At 47.0% G+C, this 18,058-nt stretch carries 13 protein-coding genes and 1 pseudogene; 9 read left to right on the forward strand and 5 right to left on the reverse strand.

All coding sequences use genetic code 11. From position 1 onward, the window contains the following. Window positions 1–118: 118 nt before the first annotated feature. Window positions 119–658: a cyclic nucleotide-binding domain-containing protein gene (locus QUA99_RS16510; protein WP_333238758.1), complete on the reverse strand. Its 540-nt coding sequence runs from the start codon at window positions 656–658 to the stop codon at window positions 119–121. A 655-nt stretch (window positions 659–1,313) separates the two neighbouring features. Here QUA99_RS16510 and QUA99_RS16515 point away from each other — a divergent pair. From QUA99_RS16515 to QUA99_RS16545, 7 genes are all read left to right on the forward strand, one after another. After that, window positions 1,314–2,423, forward strand: a complete 1,110-nt coding sequence (locus QUA99_RS16515) for a hypothetical protein (RefSeq protein ID WP_333238760.1) — start codon at window positions 1,314–1,316, stop codon at window positions 2,421–2,423. Between the two features lie 294 nt (window positions 2,424–2,717). Beyond that, on the forward strand, window positions 2,718–3,035 hold the full coding sequence (locus QUA99_RS16520; protein WP_333238762.1) for a hypothetical protein: 318 nt from the start codon (window positions 2,718–2,720) through the stop codon (window positions 3,033–3,035). Continuing rightward, window positions 3,028–3,369, forward strand: coding sequence for a type II toxin-antitoxin system PemK/MazF family toxin (locus QUA99_RS16525; RefSeq protein ID WP_006631034.1), 342 nt, complete (start codon window positions 3,028–3,030; stop codon window positions 3,367–3,369). The genes QUA99_RS16520 and QUA99_RS16525 overlap by 8 nt, the downstream gene beginning before the upstream one ends. Before the next feature lie 64 nt (window positions 3,370–3,433). Next, window positions 3,434–6,646 carry an AAA family ATPase gene (locus QUA99_RS16530; RefSeq protein WP_333238763.1) on the forward strand — a complete coding sequence of 1,071 codons (3,213 nt, stop codon included), beginning with the start codon at window positions 3,434–3,436 and terminating at the stop codon, window positions 6,644–6,646. Window positions 6,647–7,021: 375 nt separating this feature from the next. Then, complete coding sequence (locus QUA99_RS16535; RefSeq protein ID WP_333238764.1) at window positions 7,022–10,345, forward strand: PAS domain S-box protein; 3,324 nt, start codon at window positions 7,022–7,024, stop codon at window positions 10,343–10,345. 144 nt (window positions 10,346–10,489) lie between these two features. Beyond that, on the forward strand, window positions 10,490–12,409 hold the full coding sequence (locus QUA99_RS16540) for an adenylate/guanylate cyclase domain-containing protein (RefSeq protein ID WP_333238765.1): 1,920 nt from the start codon (window positions 10,490–10,492) through the stop codon (window positions 12,407–12,409). Between the two features lie 75 nt (window positions 12,410–12,484). Next, the gene (locus QUA99_RS16545) at window positions 12,485–13,087 is read left to right on the forward strand and encodes a Uma2 family endonuclease (RefSeq protein WP_333238767.1); all 603 of its coding nucleotides are present in this window, start codon (window positions 12,485–12,487) and stop codon (window positions 13,085–13,087) included. 9 nt (window positions 13,088–13,096) lie between these two features. Here QUA99_RS16545 and QUA99_RS16550 read toward each other — a convergent pair. The 4 genes and pseudogenes from QUA99_RS16550 to QUA99_RS16565 form a co-directional block, all read right to left on the reverse strand. Continuing rightward, window positions 13,097–13,270: pseudogene (locus QUA99_RS16550) on the reverse strand (YebC/PmpR family DNA-binding transcriptional regulator); the annotation flags it as partial. Window positions 13,271–13,339: 69 nt separating this feature from the next. Then, the gene (locus QUA99_RS16555) at window positions 13,340–15,532 is read right to left on the reverse strand and encodes a restriction endonuclease (protein ID WP_333460383.1); all 2,193 of its coding nucleotides are present in this window, start codon (window positions 15,530–15,532) and stop codon (window positions 13,340–13,342) included. A gap of 121 nt (window positions 15,533–15,653) precedes the next feature. After that, window positions 15,654–16,421: a YebC/PmpR family DNA-binding transcriptional regulator gene (locus QUA99_RS16560; protein WP_333238770.1), complete on the reverse strand. Its 768-nt coding sequence runs from the start codon at window positions 16,419–16,421 to the stop codon at window positions 15,654–15,656. A gap of 145 nt (window positions 16,422–16,566) precedes the next feature. Further along, window positions 16,567–17,205 carry a histidine phosphatase family protein gene (locus QUA99_RS16565; RefSeq protein WP_333238772.1) on the reverse strand — a complete coding sequence of 213 codons (639 nt, stop codon included), beginning with the start codon at window positions 17,203–17,205 and terminating at the stop codon, window positions 16,567–16,569. A gap of 63 nt (window positions 17,206–17,268) precedes the next feature. Between QUA99_RS16565 and QUA99_RS16570 the strand changes: the two genes are divergently transcribed. After that, window positions 17,269–17,436, forward strand: coding sequence for a BrnT family toxin (locus QUA99_RS16570; RefSeq protein WP_333238774.1), 168 nt, complete (start codon window positions 17,269–17,271; stop codon window positions 17,434–17,436). A 94-nt stretch (window positions 17,437–17,530) separates the two neighbouring features. Beyond that, on the forward strand, window positions 17,531–18,055 hold the full coding sequence (locus QUA99_RS16575; protein WP_333238776.1) for a hypothetical protein: 525 nt from the start codon (window positions 17,531–17,533) through the stop codon (window positions 18,053–18,055). Window positions 18,056–18,058: the final 3 nt, after the last annotated feature.

The following is an 18,058-nucleotide window of genomic DNA, read 5'->3' on the forward strand; positions in this document are numbered from 1 at the left end:
CTCCCCCTCTCCTATTCTCCCCCTCTCCCCCTCTCCTATTCTCCCCCTCTCCCCCTCTCCTATTCTCCCCCTCTCCCTCTCTCCTATTCTCCCCCTCTCCTATTCTCCCCCTCTCCCTTCAACTCCCCTTCAAACGCTCCAACAGCCATTGAAATCTCGATTCAGCCAAATCGGGATTTTCGACATTTTGCCCGATGGCGCCCTCGTCGTCGGGTTCTTGATATATTAAACCATCACTATCATCGCCGAAGCGTTTGACTGTACCCCGCAGTCTCGACGACAGAAATTTGGTAATCGCCCGATAAAACCGCAGGGAAAAAAGCACGTCTTGCTCGAGTTTTTCAGTTAGCAGCCGCCTCGGAATTGACAGGATGAGGCACTCTTCAATTGCCGTGACGCTAGCAGAAGGAAGCCTCCCGTCTACAAAAGACATTTCGCCCAACACTTCCCCGGAAATAATTTTTCCAATTTCTTTGTCGCCCAAAGATGATACAGCAACGCTCAAAGTTCCCTCCAGAACTATGTACAGGGCGTCTAAGGGCTTACCTTCGGTAATCAGAGTTGTGCCGGGGAGGATTTGGGTGCGGGTGCCGTTGGCGAGCATCCAATCGATGTCGCGATCGCTCAATTCGCCTAATATGACTAGAACTTTGCTCATAAAGTCAGGTTGAGATGAGATAATTTGTATTTTTTTACTTGTTTAGTTGAGTGCTGTTGTGAGATGGTCAGACCATGAGCGAAAGCGAAGGCTAAACTTTACAAATAGAACACTAAATTTTACACAATTCTAATAATATTTAGTAAATTTGACACGATCGAGCTACAAATGTTTGTCCGATTAGTGCTATTCTACATTACTTGTCAGGGACTGTGCAGCAGCCGATCGCGTTGTTTTAACTGCACTTGCTTTGGACGGCGGGGCTGCCAAAACTGTTTTGAAAGCTTGCTGTCTCTTGGTTTCGAGCTGGTGCGCCCTCAAAAACCGGATTTTTTCGGCATGGCTGCGAGTGCAGCGCCCTCAAGTACAGTATTGTAGAATGCAAGCCAGACGCGCGATCGACCCCTCAATTAAACAGGATCGAGGGTGAAATCATCCCTAGGATTGATTTTTAGCCGATCGATAGGTAAATTTAAATTAGCCTCTAAACCGGCCGTCAGTTCTTAAATCTAATCAGCTTGAGAGTTGACTCTTCAACGGTTGAGTGCCAATCTAGGAACAACACAACTCGTATTTGTGTCTTTTTTTAGCAAAGCTCTCGACGGTCGCCCTCAAACACTTACACTTTTAACACACGGTTCATTGAGGAGTTTCTATGAATAGTCTCTTTTCCAAGTCTACTTTCGCGTTAATAAATCTTGCTGCTTTAGCTGTTTGTTGCAGTACCCTGTCAGCGAAAGCTGAAACTGGTAACTTGCCCGATATCGGTACAACTGCAACAATCGCAGCTCAAAATATTGACCAAATTTCTGAGCCTGCGGCAACTTCAGCAGTTAAACCAGACGCAGAAACAACGGCTAGTAATAAAAAAATTGATTCTATCAGTTGGAGCGAACTAACAGAAACGGCAGAGCCAGCAGCCTCTGAACCGGCAGCCAATTTGCAAGTATCTATTGCAACACCAGAAAAATCGGAAGCAGCAACATCTGAAATAGCTGGAACAGAAACTGCGCCAAGTACCTCCATTGCTGCTGAGACAGAAAAGTCGGAAGAAACCGCTAAAATTGCTGATAATAGCGTCAAAGTGGAGTCAACGGTCGAGAATGCCAAAAAGAACGATCGACCTACCTCAATTGTTGCCGAGAGCAATAATCTGGAAGTAACAGCAACGAAGGAAGAAAAAGAAGTCAAAACAGCACAAGAATTGTTGAGCAATCCTGTCAGCACTTCCGCCTCAGCTTTGACAAACCAACCGAAAGTTGCTGAAAAACCGGCAACTGTCTCAGAACCAACTAAAAAAGTGGCTCAAGGAACTCAAATCCGACCGGGCCGAGCTACCCGTTCGGGGCCCAGCTACATCGGCATTGGCGGCAATCTAGGTTTTGGCGGAGATACAGCCTTGGGCGACGGTTCATTTGCGATTGTTAGCAAAATCGGTTTGACCAACAATTTCTCGGTGAGACCGACTGTTTTGTTCCGCGACAACTTAACTGTTCTAGTTCCCGTTACCTTCGATTTTGTATCTCAAGAGGCCGTCGAAGTCAGCGATGATTTTGTGATTACTGCTGCTCCTTATGCAGGTGCTGGCGTTGCATTTTCTACCGGTGATAACAGTAATTTTGGCTTCCTGATTTCGGGTGGTGTAGATGTGCCGCTGTCGAGAAATTTTACAGCCACAGCGGGACTGAATGTTGGTTTTCTCGACGGAGCTGAAGTGGGATTGTTAGTCGGTGTCGGCTATACGTTCCCTAATGTTGTCAGGTAGTGTGGCTGTTTGAGCAAACGCAGGACAAATAAATACGTGCAGAGTTGGCTGTAGGAATACAGTCAACCTTTTTTTTGATGAGGGAAAATCTGCCAATTCGATCGATGTAGGGTGCGCCACAAGCAGAGAGCGCCGAGATAGATTTTTGTGAAGGATATAATGATGGTTGGATCGATCTTATATTTTGCACCATTTTCAATAAGCTTTTTATGGACGGGCAGGATGCCCATCCCACAATCAAATTCACTCTTTGTGGAACAGGCATATTGCCTGTTCTAGAAAATGGTGCAAGATATGAGATCGATCGTACTTTCTCACCAACCACCCGAAAAAACCGTGACCAAAACAGAAATCTTAGCAGCACTCAAAAATCTGACAGCAGAAGAACGCCTAGAAATCATCGAAACAGCTTCGCGGATGATGCGCGAAGAAATAGAAGAAAAAGCCCAGCGCAAAACTGAGAGAAAACGGAAACTCAGAGCCGCAGCAGAAGCAGCAGTCAAAGATTATATGCCGGGAGGTGCTTTACATGATTTGTGGTCGGCTGATAGCGAACCCTACTTTGATTCCGAGGAAGAATGCCTTAACGCAGGGATAAAAACTAATGCGTAGAGGTGAAATCTGGCTGGTTGCGCTTGAACCTACTGTGGGCGCCGAAATCGGCAAAACCCGTCCGGTAGTAATTGTCAGCGATGAAACGGTGGGAATTTTGCTGCTTGAAGTTATTGTTCCCATCACTGACTGGAAAGAGCGATACACCGAGAGAAACTGGATGGTTCGACTAGAACCCAGCGGCGAAAATGGCTTGACTAAAGTCTCCGCTGCCGATACTTTTCAAGTCCGTTCCGTTTCTCAACAAAGATTTGTCCGACAACTCGGAACCTTGTCCGAGACAATTATGGAAGAAATTGCAGAAGCACTGACAATTGTTCTGGATCTAGATTGAATAACTAGGCAACAGCGTACAAATAGTGTTATTTATAGATAGATTGTATGGCGCGATGGCCTAAATGATTCCTATACAACTTACGCTCAAAAATTTTCTCAGCTATCGCGAAGCTGCTTTAGACTTTCGCGGCTTGCACACTGCTTGCATTTGCGGGCCTAACGGTGCTGGCAAATCCTCCCTCTTAGAAGCCATATCCTGGGCAATTTGGGGCTGTTGTCGCAGCGATACGGAAGACGATATCATCCATATCGGCGAAACTGATGTGCGCGTTGATTTCACTTTCTCCACAGGCGGCCAAATCTACCGGGTGATTCGCAACCGCCGGCGCGGACAATCGGGAAGTTTGGAATTTCAAGTAGCAACAAACCCCCCCTTCCCCCCCCTTGGTAAGGGGGGGCCAGAAGAAGTGAATTCTTCCCTTAATGAAGATCCAGAAAACTTAAATTCTTCTCCCCCCCTTGGTAAGGGGGGGTCGGGGGGGGTGAATTTTCGCACGCTCACAGACAAAGGTCTGAGAACAACTCAGCAAAAAATCCTCGAACACATCAAACTAGATTACGATACTTTCATCAATTCGGCATATTTGCGGCAGGGGCGAGCTGATGAATTTATGCTCAAAAAGCCGATCGAACGCAAACAAGTTTTAGCCAACCTGCTCAAACTCGACTCCTACGATACTTTATCCGACCAAGCCAAGGATACCTCCAAACAATTTAAAGCTCAAGTCGAAGTGCTCAAACAGAGTTTGCTAACCGTACAAGAGCAACTGCAACAAAAAGAGACCATCGCCTCCGAACAAACTCAATTGCAGCAAGCAACCGATTTGCTTCAGCAGCAGCAGCAAGCCGACACAACCGAGTTACAGCAACTGCAACTCCAGCACCACAACCGCCAAACTTGGCAAAAACTCCTCGCAGGCCACCAGCAACAGCACTACAATATCACTCAAGAATGCCGCCGCTTGCAGCAAGAACTCAGCGCAGCCAAACAGCAGCAAAATGAGCTACAAGCCCTCCTAGGGCAAGAAAAGGAAATAACAGCAGGCATCGCGTATTTCCACAGCTTGCAAGCGACAGAAGAGACTCTGGCTGGCAAATTCAAAGCTAACCAACAAGCTCAAAATCAGCGCCAGCAATTGCAAGAACAGCAGCGGCAAGAACTGAGCTTTTTGCAAAGCAAAATTCAGCAGTTGCAAGCTCAATTAGAGGTTTTAGAACAAGATGAAAAAGATGTTCTGGAAATTCTCAAACAGCAGCCGGAGGTTGATAAAGGACTCGCACAGTTGCAAGCAGTTCGATCGCGCCTCAACGAACTAGAGCAACTGCAACTGCAAGTTTCGCCGCTGCTACAACAGCAGCAGCAAAAGCAACAAAAGCTCGATCGCGCCCGCGCCGGTTTAACCGCCCGGTTAGAGGAAATCAACCGACAGGTGCAAGTTCAGCAGCAGCAGCGACAACCGCAATTACAGCAGGAAATCTCGGCAATCGCCAATCAAATTTTGCAGTTGGAAAACAAGCGAGTTTATCAGCAGCGAGTCCGCGAAAAAGGTCAAGAAAGGCACGACTTTCTCGGAAACCTGCAAGCCAAAAGCCGCGACTATCAAACCAGACTCGCCGAGATCGACCAAAAACTGCAACTGCTGCGGAAACATGAAGGAGAAAAAACCGCAGGCGAAGGTAAAGCCTCGAATTTTGCGGAAAACGAGCCATCGAATTCGCATTTAATGGTGCGGGATGCAAATTTTGGCAATTGTCCTTTGTGCGATCGACCTTTAGACGAACACTACTGGAATTTGGTAGTCGCAAAACACCACACCCAACAGCAGGAAATCTGGAACCAACTGTGGGTTGTCCGCGAACAATTAGCCGTCTCTGAGCGCGAAATTCAAGTCCTCAGACATGAATACCGCGAACTAGAAGAGGAATTAGCGCCCTACCAAGAATTGCGGGAACGCCGCAGTCATTTACAAGCACAATTAGATAGCCTGGGTCAAGATGAAAACCGACTGCAAAGTATGCGTCAAGACGCTGCAGAAATAGAGCGGTTGCTGCGCACCGGCGAGTATGCAGCCGATGATTTGCGCGAACTCCAGCACATCGAACAGCAACTGCAACAGCTCAATTACAGCGATCGCAGCCACTCCCTCGCCCGCAGCGATGAAAAGCGCTTGCGGTGGGCGGAAATTAAGCAAGCTCAAATCAAAGACGCTCAGCAAAAACTGAATAAAATTAATGCCCGCCGCCCGGATTTGCAAACTCAATTAGCCACGGTACAGCAACAGTTAGAACAGCAAAAAAATAGCTCGGAAATACAGCAGCAAATTCTATCTTTAGATAGATACATTGCGGAAATTGGCTATAATTTGGAACAGCACGAACACGTGCGGAACGAAATGCGCCGAGATCAGTTTTGGATCGCCCGCGCCGAAAAATTGCGCTCGGCAACTGTGCAGTACCCGCAAGTGCAGCAGCGGGTTAATGAAATAGCAAATTCCATCGCCGTGCGCGATCGAGATTTGCAAGCTGTCAGCGCTCAAACTGCCGCTATGAACCAGCAATTGCAAGAACATCCCGATCCCGCAGCCCGCATCAGTGCGATCGAACAGCAAATCAGTCGCCGCCGCCAGCAGCTAGACCAACATTTGGGAAGTCTCGGACGCCTCCAGCAGCAGCAGCAAAATCTGGAAAATTTGCAAGTTCAGCTAGTAGCTCAAAAAGAGCAAATGCAAGTTGCAAAACGCCAGCAGCGAGTTTATCAAGAGTTGGGTCAAGCATTTGGTAAAAACGGCATTCAAGCTTTAATGATTGAAAATGTTTTGCCTCAACTAGAAGCTGAAACAAATCAGATATTGTCGAGATTGAGCGCTAATCAATTGCACGTTCAATTTATTACTCAGCGGGCGGCTGCTTCTAAAAAAGCAACTAAATTGATTGACACTTTAGACATTTTAATTGCTGATGCTCGCGGTACTCGCGCCTACGAAACTTACTCCGGCGGTGAAGCTTTTCGGATTAATTTTGCGATTCGGCTGGCGCTGGCTAGACTGCTGTCTCAGCGGGCGGGTACGGCTTTGCAAATGTTGATTATTGATGAGGGATTCGGGACTCAGGATGCTGAAGGGTGCGATCGGCTGATTGCTGCAATTAATGCGATCGCCTCCGACTTCGCCTGCATCCTCACCGTTACCCATATGCCCCACTTGAAAGAAGCTTTTCAAGCTAGGATTGAAGTAAGCAAAACTGCTCAGGGTTCTTGCATCAGCTTGTCAATTTAAAAGGGTTGACGAGCAGGATGTAAGGAGGAGAAGAAAAAAGTTGGAAATAGCCGTATTTTCACCTTTTGTTTTCTTTCCGCCTTCGGTATTTTCACCTGTTTTTTATGGATAAGTGCCGAATGCCTTCTGTTATCATACTTTCAAACAAGAAGGCCGCTTTATGCCCCTGCTCTAAACCATTATGGAATCAGCCATTGCCAATCTAAAATCTACAATCTAAAATGGTATTAGTCGTTTCCCCCGCAGGCTTTTGTGGAATGCTGACTTTGTTAAAAAAGCTAAATTAAAAAGAAAATTATAGAATAAAAATGGCTCAAGCTATTTATAAATTTTTATTGTTCTGTCCGATTTTCGGGAGTTTGGATCTTGCCACCGATGACAACAGACTCTTTCAACCTGTCTCTCCTAGAGCGGGCGATCGCAGCGTCGAGCAACAGCATTCTCATCGCCGATGCTCGCCAGCCTGACATACCGATTATCTACTGCAATCCTGCTTTTGAGAAACTGACCGGTTACAGTGCCGAAGAAGTTATTGGACGCAACTGCCGATTTTTGCAGGGCCCCGATACCGATCGGGCCGAATTAGACAAACTTCGCAGCAGTTTACGATCGGGAACGGAAATTCAGGTAGTTCTCAAAAATTATCGCAAAGACAAAAGTTCTTTTTGGAACGAATTAATGGTTTCCCCCATCCTAGACAATGAGGGTAAATTAACTCATTTTATCGGAGTTCAGAACGATATTAGCAAAAGAGTAGCAGCCGAAACAGCCAGGGAAGAAAGCGAAGAAAGATTGCGCGCGATCGCCCGCACGACTCCCGTTCCCCTGTTAATTACGCGCCTAGAAGATAGCCTGATCTTGTATGCAAATCCTGCTCTAGGTGAAAGTTTAGGGTTGAGTTGCGAACAACTTATTGGTGAAAAAACAATTGATTTTTATGCCAATATCAACGATCGATGTCACTTGCTAGAATTAGTCAAACAAAACGGCTTTAGCGACAGCAAAGAAATCTGCCTCAAGAAAGCAAATGGCAGTTTTTTTTGGGTAAAAATCTCGATGCGAGCGATTAATTTTAACGGCGAAGCCGCAATTTTATCGGCATTTTACGATATTACCGATCGCGTAGAAGCAGAAACAGCACTACGGCAAAGCGAAGCGAGGTTTCAAAAACTAGCCGCCAACGTTCCGGGGATGATTTATCAATTTCAGTTAGCAGCAGACGGCACTATGTCATTCCCCTACGTCAGTTCCGGCTGCCGCGAACTCTGGGAAATAGAACCAGATGTACTCCAAAATTCAGCTATTCCCGCTATAGAAATGATTCATCCAGACGATGCGCCCAGCTTCCACGAATCTTTTGCTATCTCAGCTAAAACTTTAGAACCTTGGCGGTGGGAAGGCAGATTTGTTTTTCCGGGCGATCGGATTAAGTGGATTAGCGGGGCTTCGCGACCCGAACCGGGCGAAAAAGATGACATTATTTGGGACGGCTTGTTGATTGACATTAGCGATCGCAAACTTGCAGAATCAGCACTGCGGCAAAGCGAAGCCAGATTCCAAAAAATGGCCGCCAATTTGCCGGGAATGATTTATCAATACTTGCTGCATCCAGACGGTTCCGATGAATTCATTTATGTCAGTTCCGGCTGTTGGGAACTCTACGAACTAGATCCAGAAAAACTTCAACAAAACTCCGATTTAATGTGGTCAACGGTGCATCCAGACGACCTAAAAAATCTGTTAGAATCAATCGCAGTTTCCGGCCAAACTTTAAAACCTTGGATATATGAAGGGCGGATCGTAACCGGATCGGGAAAACAGAAATGGATTCGCGGCATCGCCCGCCCCGAACTGCAACCTGGGGGCGATATACTGTGGGAGGGGGTAACAATCGACATCAGCGATCGCAAGCTAGCAGAAATCGCCCTCAGCGAGTCAAAAATCGCCCTGCAACAAGCCAATCAAGAACTTGAAAAGCGCGTCCTAGAACGCACGGAAGCCTTGGAAACATCCCAAAAAATGCTGTGGTCGGTAATCAACAACATCCCTCAGTTAATCGCCTGGAAAGATCGAGATTTAGTTTACTTGGGAGGCAACAAAAACTTTGCTAAACTCGCAGGTTTCAATCACCCCAGTGAAATCGCCGGTCTCACCGACTTCGATATGCCCTGGAAGCCCGAAGAAACAGAAGTTTTTCGAGCCTGCGACAGCCGTATCATGGCAACAAACACCCCAGAATATCACATCATAGAATCCAAAATGCAAGCCGACGGCACCCAATGCTGTCAGGAGACAAATAAAATACCTTTACACGACAATTACGGCAATGTTGTCGGCATTTTGTCTACGTTTGAAGACATCACCGACAGGCTTTCCCTAGCAGCTAAAGTCCGCGCCAGCGAAGAACTATTTCGCACAATTTTTGAAGATGCTCCCATCGCTATCTACTTAGCCAATTTAGACGACAACAAGTTAGTGCGAGTCAATAAAACTTACTGCGAAATGCTGGGATATACCGCAGCAGAATTGCTCGACAAAACATTGATTGAACTTGGGCATCCCGAAGACGATCCCAAAAATATCCAAGTTGCTCATTCTCTTGAGCAAGGAGAAATTAATAGCTATCAAATCGAACTCCGCCAGATTGCCGCTACAGGTAAAATTGTTTGGGTAAACGTTACAGCTACTTTGATTCGAGACGGCGAAGGACAACCTATTTACAACTTAGGGATGATTGAAAATATAACTAATCGCAAAATTTCCGCCGCCGCACTCCAAGCTTCCGAATCTCAATTAAGAAAACAAGCCGCCCAATTGCAAGAAGCCTACGAACACCTACAAAACGCTCAAATCCAATTAGTTCAATCAGAAAAAATGTCGAGCCTCGGTCAGATGGTGGCTGGCATCGCCCACGAAATTAACAATCCCGCAACTTTTATTAACGGCAATATTTCACATACATACACCTATTTTCACGATTTAATTGAACTCTTGAATCTCTACCAGGACAGTTACCCATCCCCAGTGCCTCAGATTGCTGAAAAAGTTAAGGAATTAGATTTAGATTTCCTCAAGGAAGATTTGCCAAAAATGCTCAACTCCATGAAAATCGGAGTAGAAAGAATCAGTAAAATTGTGTTGTCTCTGCGTAATTTTTCGCGGTTGCACGAATCAGAAATGAAGTTTGCCGACCTTCATGAAGGAATTGAAAGCACGCTGTTAATTTTGCAACACCGATTGCATCAGAAAAATCAACAAAACCCGATCGAAATTATTAAAGACTACGGAAAAATATCGAAAATTTACTGTTGTGCGGGGCAGTTTAACCAGGTATTTTTCAACATTATCAGCAATGCGCTCGACGCACTAGAAAACCAACCGCAACCTCGGACGATCGTGATTCGCACTGAAATGAAAAAAGCCGGATTGAAAAGCCAAAGTAAAAGCCAGCTCGTTAATTGCGATCGCATCGTCATTTGCATCGCCGACAGCGGCCCGGGAATGACTGAAGACGTTCGCAAACGGCTGTTTGACCCCTTCTTCACCACCAAACCGGTAGGGTCTGGAACAGGCTTGGGATTGTCCATCAGCCATCAGATTGTGGTAGAAAAACATAGGGGAACCCTGCGGTGCATCTCAGCGCCCGGACAGGGAGCGGAATTCTGGATTGAAATCCCGTGCTCCGCTAACGGAAATTAATCTAAAAGTTTCAATATCTAACTTTTAATTCTTCATTGCCGTCGGTGCTTGAGTTATCAGGGTTTTGAATTAACCGCACTCAGAAGCCGAAATAAATCGCATTCAGCGGTGTGCTAATCTGCTGCCCTTATTCGCTAGGCAATTATGCTCAAAAAACTACCTTTATCCTGGTCTCGCTACATTCCAGCCGGGTTGACGCTCGCTTTGGGTGTAGGACTGTCGACCCTGGCATTCGCCTTGGTTTGGGACTGGGAAGACAACCGCCGCGACTACGAAATGCACCGCCGCATTGACGATATTTCGATCGGCATCGAACGCCAGCTAAACTCCGACTTAGACGCAGTTCTCGCCCTCAGCGACTACATGAAAGCCTTCAGCGCCGTCGAGCGTTCCTCTTTTGCCCGGTTTGTCGCGCGTCCCCTATCCGTCCACCCCAGCCTGCAACTCCTAGCTTGGGCCCCCCGCATCCCCAATGCTCAGCGGCGCAACTACGAAGCCAAAGCCAGAAGCGAAACCGACTCCAGCTTCGAGATTACAGAGCGCGGCCCCCGAGGAGAACTGCGCAAGGCCCCTCAACGTTCCGAATACTTCCCGGCTTTCTACGTCGAACCAACAGCCGGAAACGAGACAGCATTGGGCTTTGACCTCGCCTCCCACGCAGAAATCCGCGCAGCGCTCGATCGAGGCCGCGATACTGGAGAAATGATTGTCACCAACTACGTCGGCCTAACTCAGGGCCATGTCCCGGAACTGGGTCTTTTGACAATAGTTCCGATTTACGAAACCAGCACTAAACCAACTACCCTAGAATCCCGCCGCCAACTGCTGCAAGGATTTGTTCTGGGCGTATTTCGAGGCAAAGATATTTTCCAAACCTCTTTAAAAGGACGCAATACCGACTACCTCACTATTTATCTCGCCAGCCAGACTCCAGACAAGCAAGAAGCACCGCCGCTGTTACCGCAAACGGGCAGCCCCGTTCTCAAAAATCTGCCTGCTGACGGCCCGATTCAGCAATTTGCGGTGCTGTTCCAATCCGCCAACCAACAAGTTCTCCCAGCATCAGCCGCTGCGGAACGATCCCTCAGACAAAACTGCCCGATTCTTTACAATCCAGGCCCGGAGTATACAGCTTGCAAAAGGCTGCTGAAAATTAGCGGCCGCCAGTGGTCTATGTACGTGTCCGCAACGCCGGAAATTCGCAGGATTCGCAAGCACTGGCGCTCTTGGGGAACTCTGACGATGGGGATGCTGTGGACTCTGATTCCGGTGACATATATGCTGACAGCTTTGAGCCGCACCGCCCAAATCGAAAAGCTAGCCCGAGAAAGAATTCGCCAAGCCGAACAGTTGCAGGCTGCTTACCTGCAGTTGGAACTCGAACAAGCTAAATCCGAGCAACTGCTGCTGAACGTTTTGCCGGCAGCGATCGCCCTGCGCTTGAAGGACAATGAACATAATATCGCCGAAAGTTTTGGGGAAGTGACTGTGATGTTTGCCGACATTGTGGGGTTTACAGAACTTTCGTCGAGAATTTCAGCGACTGCGGTGGTGGAAGTGCTCAACGATATTTTTTCGGCTTTTGACCACTTGGCCGATCGCCACGGTTTGGAGAAAATTAAGACTATTGGTGATGCTTACATGGTTGTCGGCGGTTTGCCTACGCCCCGAGAAGATCACGCCGAGGCAGTTGCGAATATGGCGATCGATATGCTGCACGAAATTCGGCTTCTGAGTTTAGAACATTCGGAACCTTTCAGCATTCGGATCGGGATTAGCAGCGGCCCTGTCGTTGCCGGCGTGATCGGCTTAAAAAAGTTTATTTACGACCTCTGGGGCGACACAGTAAATATTGCTTCGCGCATGGAATCCCACGGAATTACCGGCTGCATTCAAGTCACCGCCGACACCTACGAGATATTAAAAGATAAATATACTTTTCAGAAGCGAGGCGCCATTCAAGTTAAGGGCAAGGGATACATGGTTACTTATTTGCTGACTGGCAAAAAGATTATTGAGCCAGCCCAAAAACAAATACAAGCCTCCGAATCCCCGATCGACTAAGACTTGCGATCGCCAAGCTAAAATAGTATAAACTCAAGGTATTCTATCACCCATGCACCAAAAAAAGGAAAAACCATGACGACGCTGCTAATTCAAACCGAAAGCGTCCCACTGACCGTCAATTTCCCTGCGATTCAATCGATGACTGTTGAACAGTTCTATGAATTCTGTCTAGTTAATCGCGATTTGAGAATTGAGCGTACTGCCAGTGGGGAAGTTATCATTATGTCACCAGCTTTTTCAGATACAGGGAACCGCAACTTCAAGATTGCCCTACAATTGGGGAACTGGGCAGAAGAAGATGGCACAGGTGAAACGTTTGACTCCAGTGCAGGCTTTACCTTGCCAAATGGAGCAACCCGATCCCCGGATGCCTCATGGATTAAACTAGAGCGCTGGAATGCCTTAACTGAAGAACAAAAAGCCTCATTCGCACCGATTTGTCCAGACTTTGTGATTGAATTGCGGTCTGCTAGTGACACTCTCAAGGGATTGCAAAACAAGATGCAAGAATATATTGACAACGGTGTATCGCTCGGCTTTTTGCTCGATCGCAAAAACAGAAAAGTCTACATCTACCGTCCCAATGGCGAACCTGAAATCTTAGATAATCCTGAAACAGTCAGCGCAGATCCAGAGTTACCGGGATTTGTCTTGCGGATGGCAAAAATCTGGTGATTTAGATCGTTATACCATACTCAATGACATCAATTCATCTGTCATTTCAAAATTCGCCGTCACGCTTTGCACGTCGTCTAAATCTTCCAGTGCATCCATTAACTTAAGGAGCGATCGAGCTTTTTCAGGAGTGTCTATTTCCACTGTATTGCTAGGAATCCAGCGAGTTTCCGACTGCAAAACAGCAAGTTTTTTTTTTCAAATGACACTCTCCGCTCTTTCATAGACTGGGATTCTTGGTTCATAGATACCTTATTTTTTAGCTCGCATCACTAAATCAATTAACTGTTCTCTTCCCCAGAGTTGTACCCCATTCGCTAGAGCCAGTTTATGAGCATTGGATGTAAACATACTGTTTGTAATAACGATCGCATCTTGCGCCCCGTAATACTTAACCGCACTAACCACTTCTTGCACGGCGGAATTTCCCACTTTTCCTTGATAGCGTTTTGCCTGGACAACGGTTTTCTTGCGGCCTTTAGAGAGAATCAAGTCCGCACCAAAATCCCCCGTTTTGGGTGTCATTTCGACCGCATAACCGAGATTGCGGAAACAGCAGGCTAAAAATTCCTCAAACTCTGCTCCCGTCATGCGATCGACTTGATCGATTAAATACCCAATCTCTGCCACTTCTAACCGCGTAGAACCTGCTAAAATCTGCTTGAATTTTTTCAGCAGAATTGCACTCAACTTAGTAGAAGGAGAATGAGAAGATAAGGGGGGAGCTTGTGATTCAGTATCTATTAAATTCGCAATCTTTGGCACGTCTAATCGCCCAGCAACTTTTATGATTTTTTGGAAATTTTGCAGCATACTCGAACTCAAATTATTAGTAGAAGGAGAATTAGAAGATAAAGAGGGAATTTGTGATTCAGCTTGGACTTCAGTTTGTGCTTCAGTGGGTGGCGGTACCGCATCCTCGATCGAAGTTGGCTGGGCTGGCTTTTGAGCTTGCTTTCTTTTGCTCAAAACAGCCCGTTGAATTGCCAGCAAAATTTTCCCCTCTTGTTGATTAATTTCACCGTCAGCCTCGATTATCTCAGTGCATCGCTTTAAAAGTGGTTCGGCAAAGTCAAGTTCGAGTTGTGCGAGTAAAATATCCAACTTGGGAAGCAATTTAGACTTATTTGTCACAGCTTCAATCTCAGCTAAAGTCCTGGGATTTAAATTCGCCGCTCGTAATTCCGGTAATAACTCATCCCATCGGGTGAATTTTTTGCTGGCATAGACGACATACACCAAAATCCAATCCATCACCGTTTCTTGTGCGATCGCTGTCTCTAAATATTGCTCACTTTCCGCTTGCAATACCTCTTGTAAATCTTCGAGCTTGGTTTCGATTTCCGAGGAATCGAGATGCGCTTCATAAAACCGACAAGCACCGTATCCCAGCGCGTAAATCATTGTCGCACTGGCGCTAGCATTAATTACCGCACCCGCCAAGGGAATATTGCTGACAAGCGTAACTCCAGCTTCGATCGCTAAATTGCTACCCAAGGACAAACCAAAAATAGCGACAACTTCTGCTTTGCGATCGCTCGATCGCAAATCCATGCCATAGGCGGCAGCAATTTGATAAACCAACTCGGCAGATAACGCCGTCATTGCCGCTAAATCCATGCCAGACAACGCCAAAGCCACGCCGGGAACTAAACTGCTCACCAAGCCACTTCCTGCCGCTAGCAAGGCTTTTTCCACCATCAAGTGATGTGCGATCTCTTCGGGTTTCTCGTGAGGATATTGGCGCTGTAACTCTCGAACTTGCGCCTCGGCATTTACGACATCAACAGCATCTATAGCATTAACTAACCAGTCGATTTTGAACTTTTGGGTCAGTTTTTTCAGGATAGGACTCTGCGAAATAAAAACTAGGGATGAACCAAAAAAATTGGGAACTTGCATTGCTGCACTTCCCGCACTCGCCGCTGCATTCCCCACCGCACTCGCGGTATTAACAACAATCGCACTTCCAGCACTGACGGCGGCATTCCCCACCGCACTCGCCGTATCAACAATCGCACTTCCAGCACTGACGGCGGCATTCCCCACCGCACTCGCCGTATCAACAATCGCACTTCCAGCAGTGCCGGCGGCATTCCCCACCGCACTCGCCGTATCAACAATCGCACTTCCAGCACTCGCCGCCGCACTCCCCACCGCACTCGCCGTATCAACAATCGCACTTCCAGCACTCGCCGCCGCACTCCCCACCGCACTCGCGCTTGCAGAGACGGCTCCGAACACGGAACCGAACCAATTGGATGTATCCTCTGGTTTAGCCGGCACATTCGATTTGGCTCGATCCTTGGTTTCTGAGACTTCGGTTGCTGAGAGAACTTCTTGTGAGTGGGTGCTGTCTATTTTGCTTTCGTTGTTATCTAGCATGGCTTTACTGTGGGTTGAGATTTTCAATGCAGCTTTTTGAGCAATGCGTTGGATTGACACTCCCCACTCGCGTACAGATAGGGATTCGTTTCCTGGTAATAGTGTAGCGCGATGTCCCGCTGGCGATTTTTCGTCTTTTGCAGTGCCAGCAGGACGCTCCCCATCCCTCATCTTTCAACCATTAAACCATGACCGAAGACATCAATTCATCCGTCATTTCAAAATTCGCCGTCACGCTTTGCACATCGTCTAAATCTTCCAGTGCGTCCATTAACTTAAGGAGCGATCGAGCTTTTTCAGGAGTATCTATTTCCACTGTATTGCTCGGAATCCAGCGAGTTTCCGACTGCAAAACTGCAAATTTTTTTTGTTTCAAAACATCAGCCAACTGTTCCAAATTAGCCACGCTTGTAAATACCTCTGCACCTTCAGTATCCTCATCAATTAATATCAAATCATAAGATTCCGCAGCCGCCTCTAGCGACGCTTCAAACAATTGTTCCTCATCAATCGGGCCGCCTACCGTACAAACCCCTTTGTGGTCAAACATCCAGCCCACACAACCAGTTTCGCCCAAGTTGCCGCCATTTTTAGTAAAAGCTTCTCGCAAGTCAGCCGCTGTGCGGTTGCGATTGTCTGTCAGCGCTTCAATCAGAATTGCAACCCCGCCAACGCCGTAACCTTCGTAGCGAATAGCTTCTAACTCCGAACTCCCCCCGGCCAAGCCAGCACCTTTGGCGATCGCCCTTTCTATGTTTTCATTAGGAATACTCGCCGCCTTGGCTTTTTCTATAGCCGTCCGCAGTTGAAAATTGCCAGCGGGATCGGGAACTCCGCTGCGGGCCGCGACAATAATTTCGCGAGATATTCTAGCAAAAACCTTGCCTTTAACGGCATCAACTCTCGCTTTTTGGCGTTTAATATTCGCCCACTTACTGTGTCCTGCCATACCTATTTAAGATTTTCGATTTAAAATGTCCGATCGAGATTAAACAATAACACCCAGATTCTGACAAATCAGAGTAACGTAGGGTGCACCTCGGCGCACCTTACACACATAGCATAGAATGGGATTTTTCGCACGAATCTCAACTTTAATTAAACCGGATCGCGGCTTCAGAGTCAGTCAGGTGAGAAGTATCGCCATTAAGTGCGATCGACCATTCTCCCTCACCCCGCACCACTTTCACCAAACAGCACAAAGAAGCGTTAATTTCCGTTTCTGCACCGCCCGCCAGCCCGATCGCAGTGCCTAAAACCGACGCACCGTGACCTACTAATAACATATCATCGGGAAACTCAGCCACGAGGCGTTTAGCAGTTTCCCCCGCCCTTTTGAAACAAGCTTCCACGGTTTCGGGATAGTTAGCAATACCGCCTTTATAGGAAGCATCAATCCTGGGAAAACGCCTGCACAAAGCTTCGACTGACTCAGTTTCCGGCATTTCTGTCATCCATTCCGGATTCAGCCATTCGCACAATCCCCACTCTAGTTTAATTGACAAATCGAGAGCTTCTGCCGCGTGATTTGCTGTTTGGACAGTTCGCAGAAAAGGGGAAGCAAAAATATGAGAAATTCCTTCTCCTTTGAGGCGATTGGCGAGTTGTTTTGCTTGAACGTGACCGTCTTCGGAAAGGTGAGGATCGTAGCGGCGTTCTGCGGTGAGAAACCAGTCGGGGTTAACGAAGTCGATGCGGTTTCCGTGTCGTGCGATCCAGACTGTTTGTGGCATGAGTTGGTTTGAATTTGGCTTCTTGATGTAATATTATATCAAAGATGCTGATTAGGGATCTTTATGAAATTCGAGTGGGATGAAAACAAGGCTGCGGTAAATTTGTCCAAGCATGGCATCTCATTTGAGGAAGCCAGAACGGTTTGTGACAATCCCCTCTACGTCGATTTCTACGATGATCCGGAGCGCTCTGATGAAGAAGAGCGCTATATTATTGTTGGAGAGTCCTAGCAAGGTAATTTATTGATATTCTCGTATACAGAAAGATCAAAATTAATTCGTTTGAGTAGCGCCAGAAAAGTAACACGAGTGGAGCGAGAAGTTTATGAAGAAGGATGAAACAGGGATGGACGATGAGCTGCGGTCGGAATATGATTTGAGGAAGTTGCGTGTAAGAAGCGTAGGCTCTGGACGAAAGACCTTTGGTGGTGTAAATATTCGTTTGGAACCGGATGTTGCAGAGATGTTTCCCGATTCTGAAGCAGTAAATGAAGCTCTGCGGTTTTTGATGAGAATTACTGGAGAAATTGACACAGCAAACGAGTTTCAACCCCTCAGCGAAGAAGAAACGATCGGGAGCATCTCAATGAAAGCAGTTAAGCTAGAAATTGGAGTTTTAAGGCCCGAGGCTGCGGGGCAGGAGGCAGGAGGAAAGAGGAAGAAGGAAGGAGCCAGAAGAAGTGTTTTTACAAATATGAGATGCTCCCAAACGATCGCCAAGAGTCTCGCAGCCTTGCAAGATTACCAGACAAACAAGATGGGCATGGGGCACGATCGGGTTCAGCAATGGGCAGATAGTCTAGGGAGCGATCGTTTTGGCTACCTATGCCAAAATAAAGTTAGACAATAAAGT

The sequence above is a fragment of the Microcoleus sp. F10-B2 genome, assembly GCF_036704965.1.
In the GTDB taxonomy this organism is placed as follows: Bacteria; Cyanobacteriota; Cyanobacteriia; order Cyanobacteriales; family Microcoleaceae; genus Microcoleus.

Bases quoted from the DNA above. Each gene is read 5' to 3' on its own strand.
- QUA99_RS16510 (WP_333238758.1), bottom strand. From the start codon at position 658: ATGAGCAAAGTTCTAGTCATATTAGGCGAATTGAGCGATCGCGACATC.
- QUA99_RS16515 (WP_333238760.1), top strand. From the start codon at position 1,314: ATGAATAGTCTCTTTTCCAAGTCTACTTTCGCGTTAATAAATCTTGCT.
- QUA99_RS16520 (WP_333238762.1), top strand. From the start codon at position 2,718: ATGAGATCGATCGTACTTTCTCACCAACCACCCGAAAAAACCGTGACC.
- QUA99_RS16525 (WP_006631034.1), top strand. From the start codon at position 3,028: ATGCGTAGAGGTGAAATCTGGCTGGTTGCGCTTGAACCTACTGTGGGC.
- QUA99_RS16530 (WP_333238763.1), top strand. From the start codon at position 3,434: ATGATTCCTATACAACTTACGCTCAAAAATTTTCTCAGCTATCGCGAA.
- QUA99_RS16535 (WP_333238764.1), top strand. From the start codon at position 7,022: ATGACAACAGACTCTTTCAACCTGTCTCTCCTAGAGCGGGCGATCGCA.
- QUA99_RS16540 (WP_333238765.1), top strand. From the start codon at position 10,490: ATGCTCAAAAAACTACCTTTATCCTGGTCTCGCTACATTCCAGCCGGG.
- QUA99_RS16545 (WP_333238767.1), top strand. From the start codon at position 12,485: ATGACGACGCTGCTAATTCAAACCGAAAGCGTCCCACTGACCGTCAAT.
- QUA99_RS16560 (WP_333238770.1), bottom strand. From the start codon at position 16,421: ATGGCAGGACACAGTAAGTGGGCGAATATTAAACGCCAAAAAGCGAGA.
- QUA99_RS16565 (WP_333238772.1), bottom strand. From the start codon at position 17,205: ATGCCACAAACAGTCTGGATCGCACGACACGGAAACCGCATCGACTTC.
- QUA99_RS16570 (WP_333238774.1), top strand. From the start codon at position 17,269: ATGAAATTCGAGTGGGATGAAAACAAGGCTGCGGTAAATTTGTCCAAG.
- QUA99_RS16575 (WP_333238776.1), top strand. From the start codon at position 17,531: ATGAAGAAGGATGAAACAGGGATGGACGATGAGCTGCGGTCGGAATAT.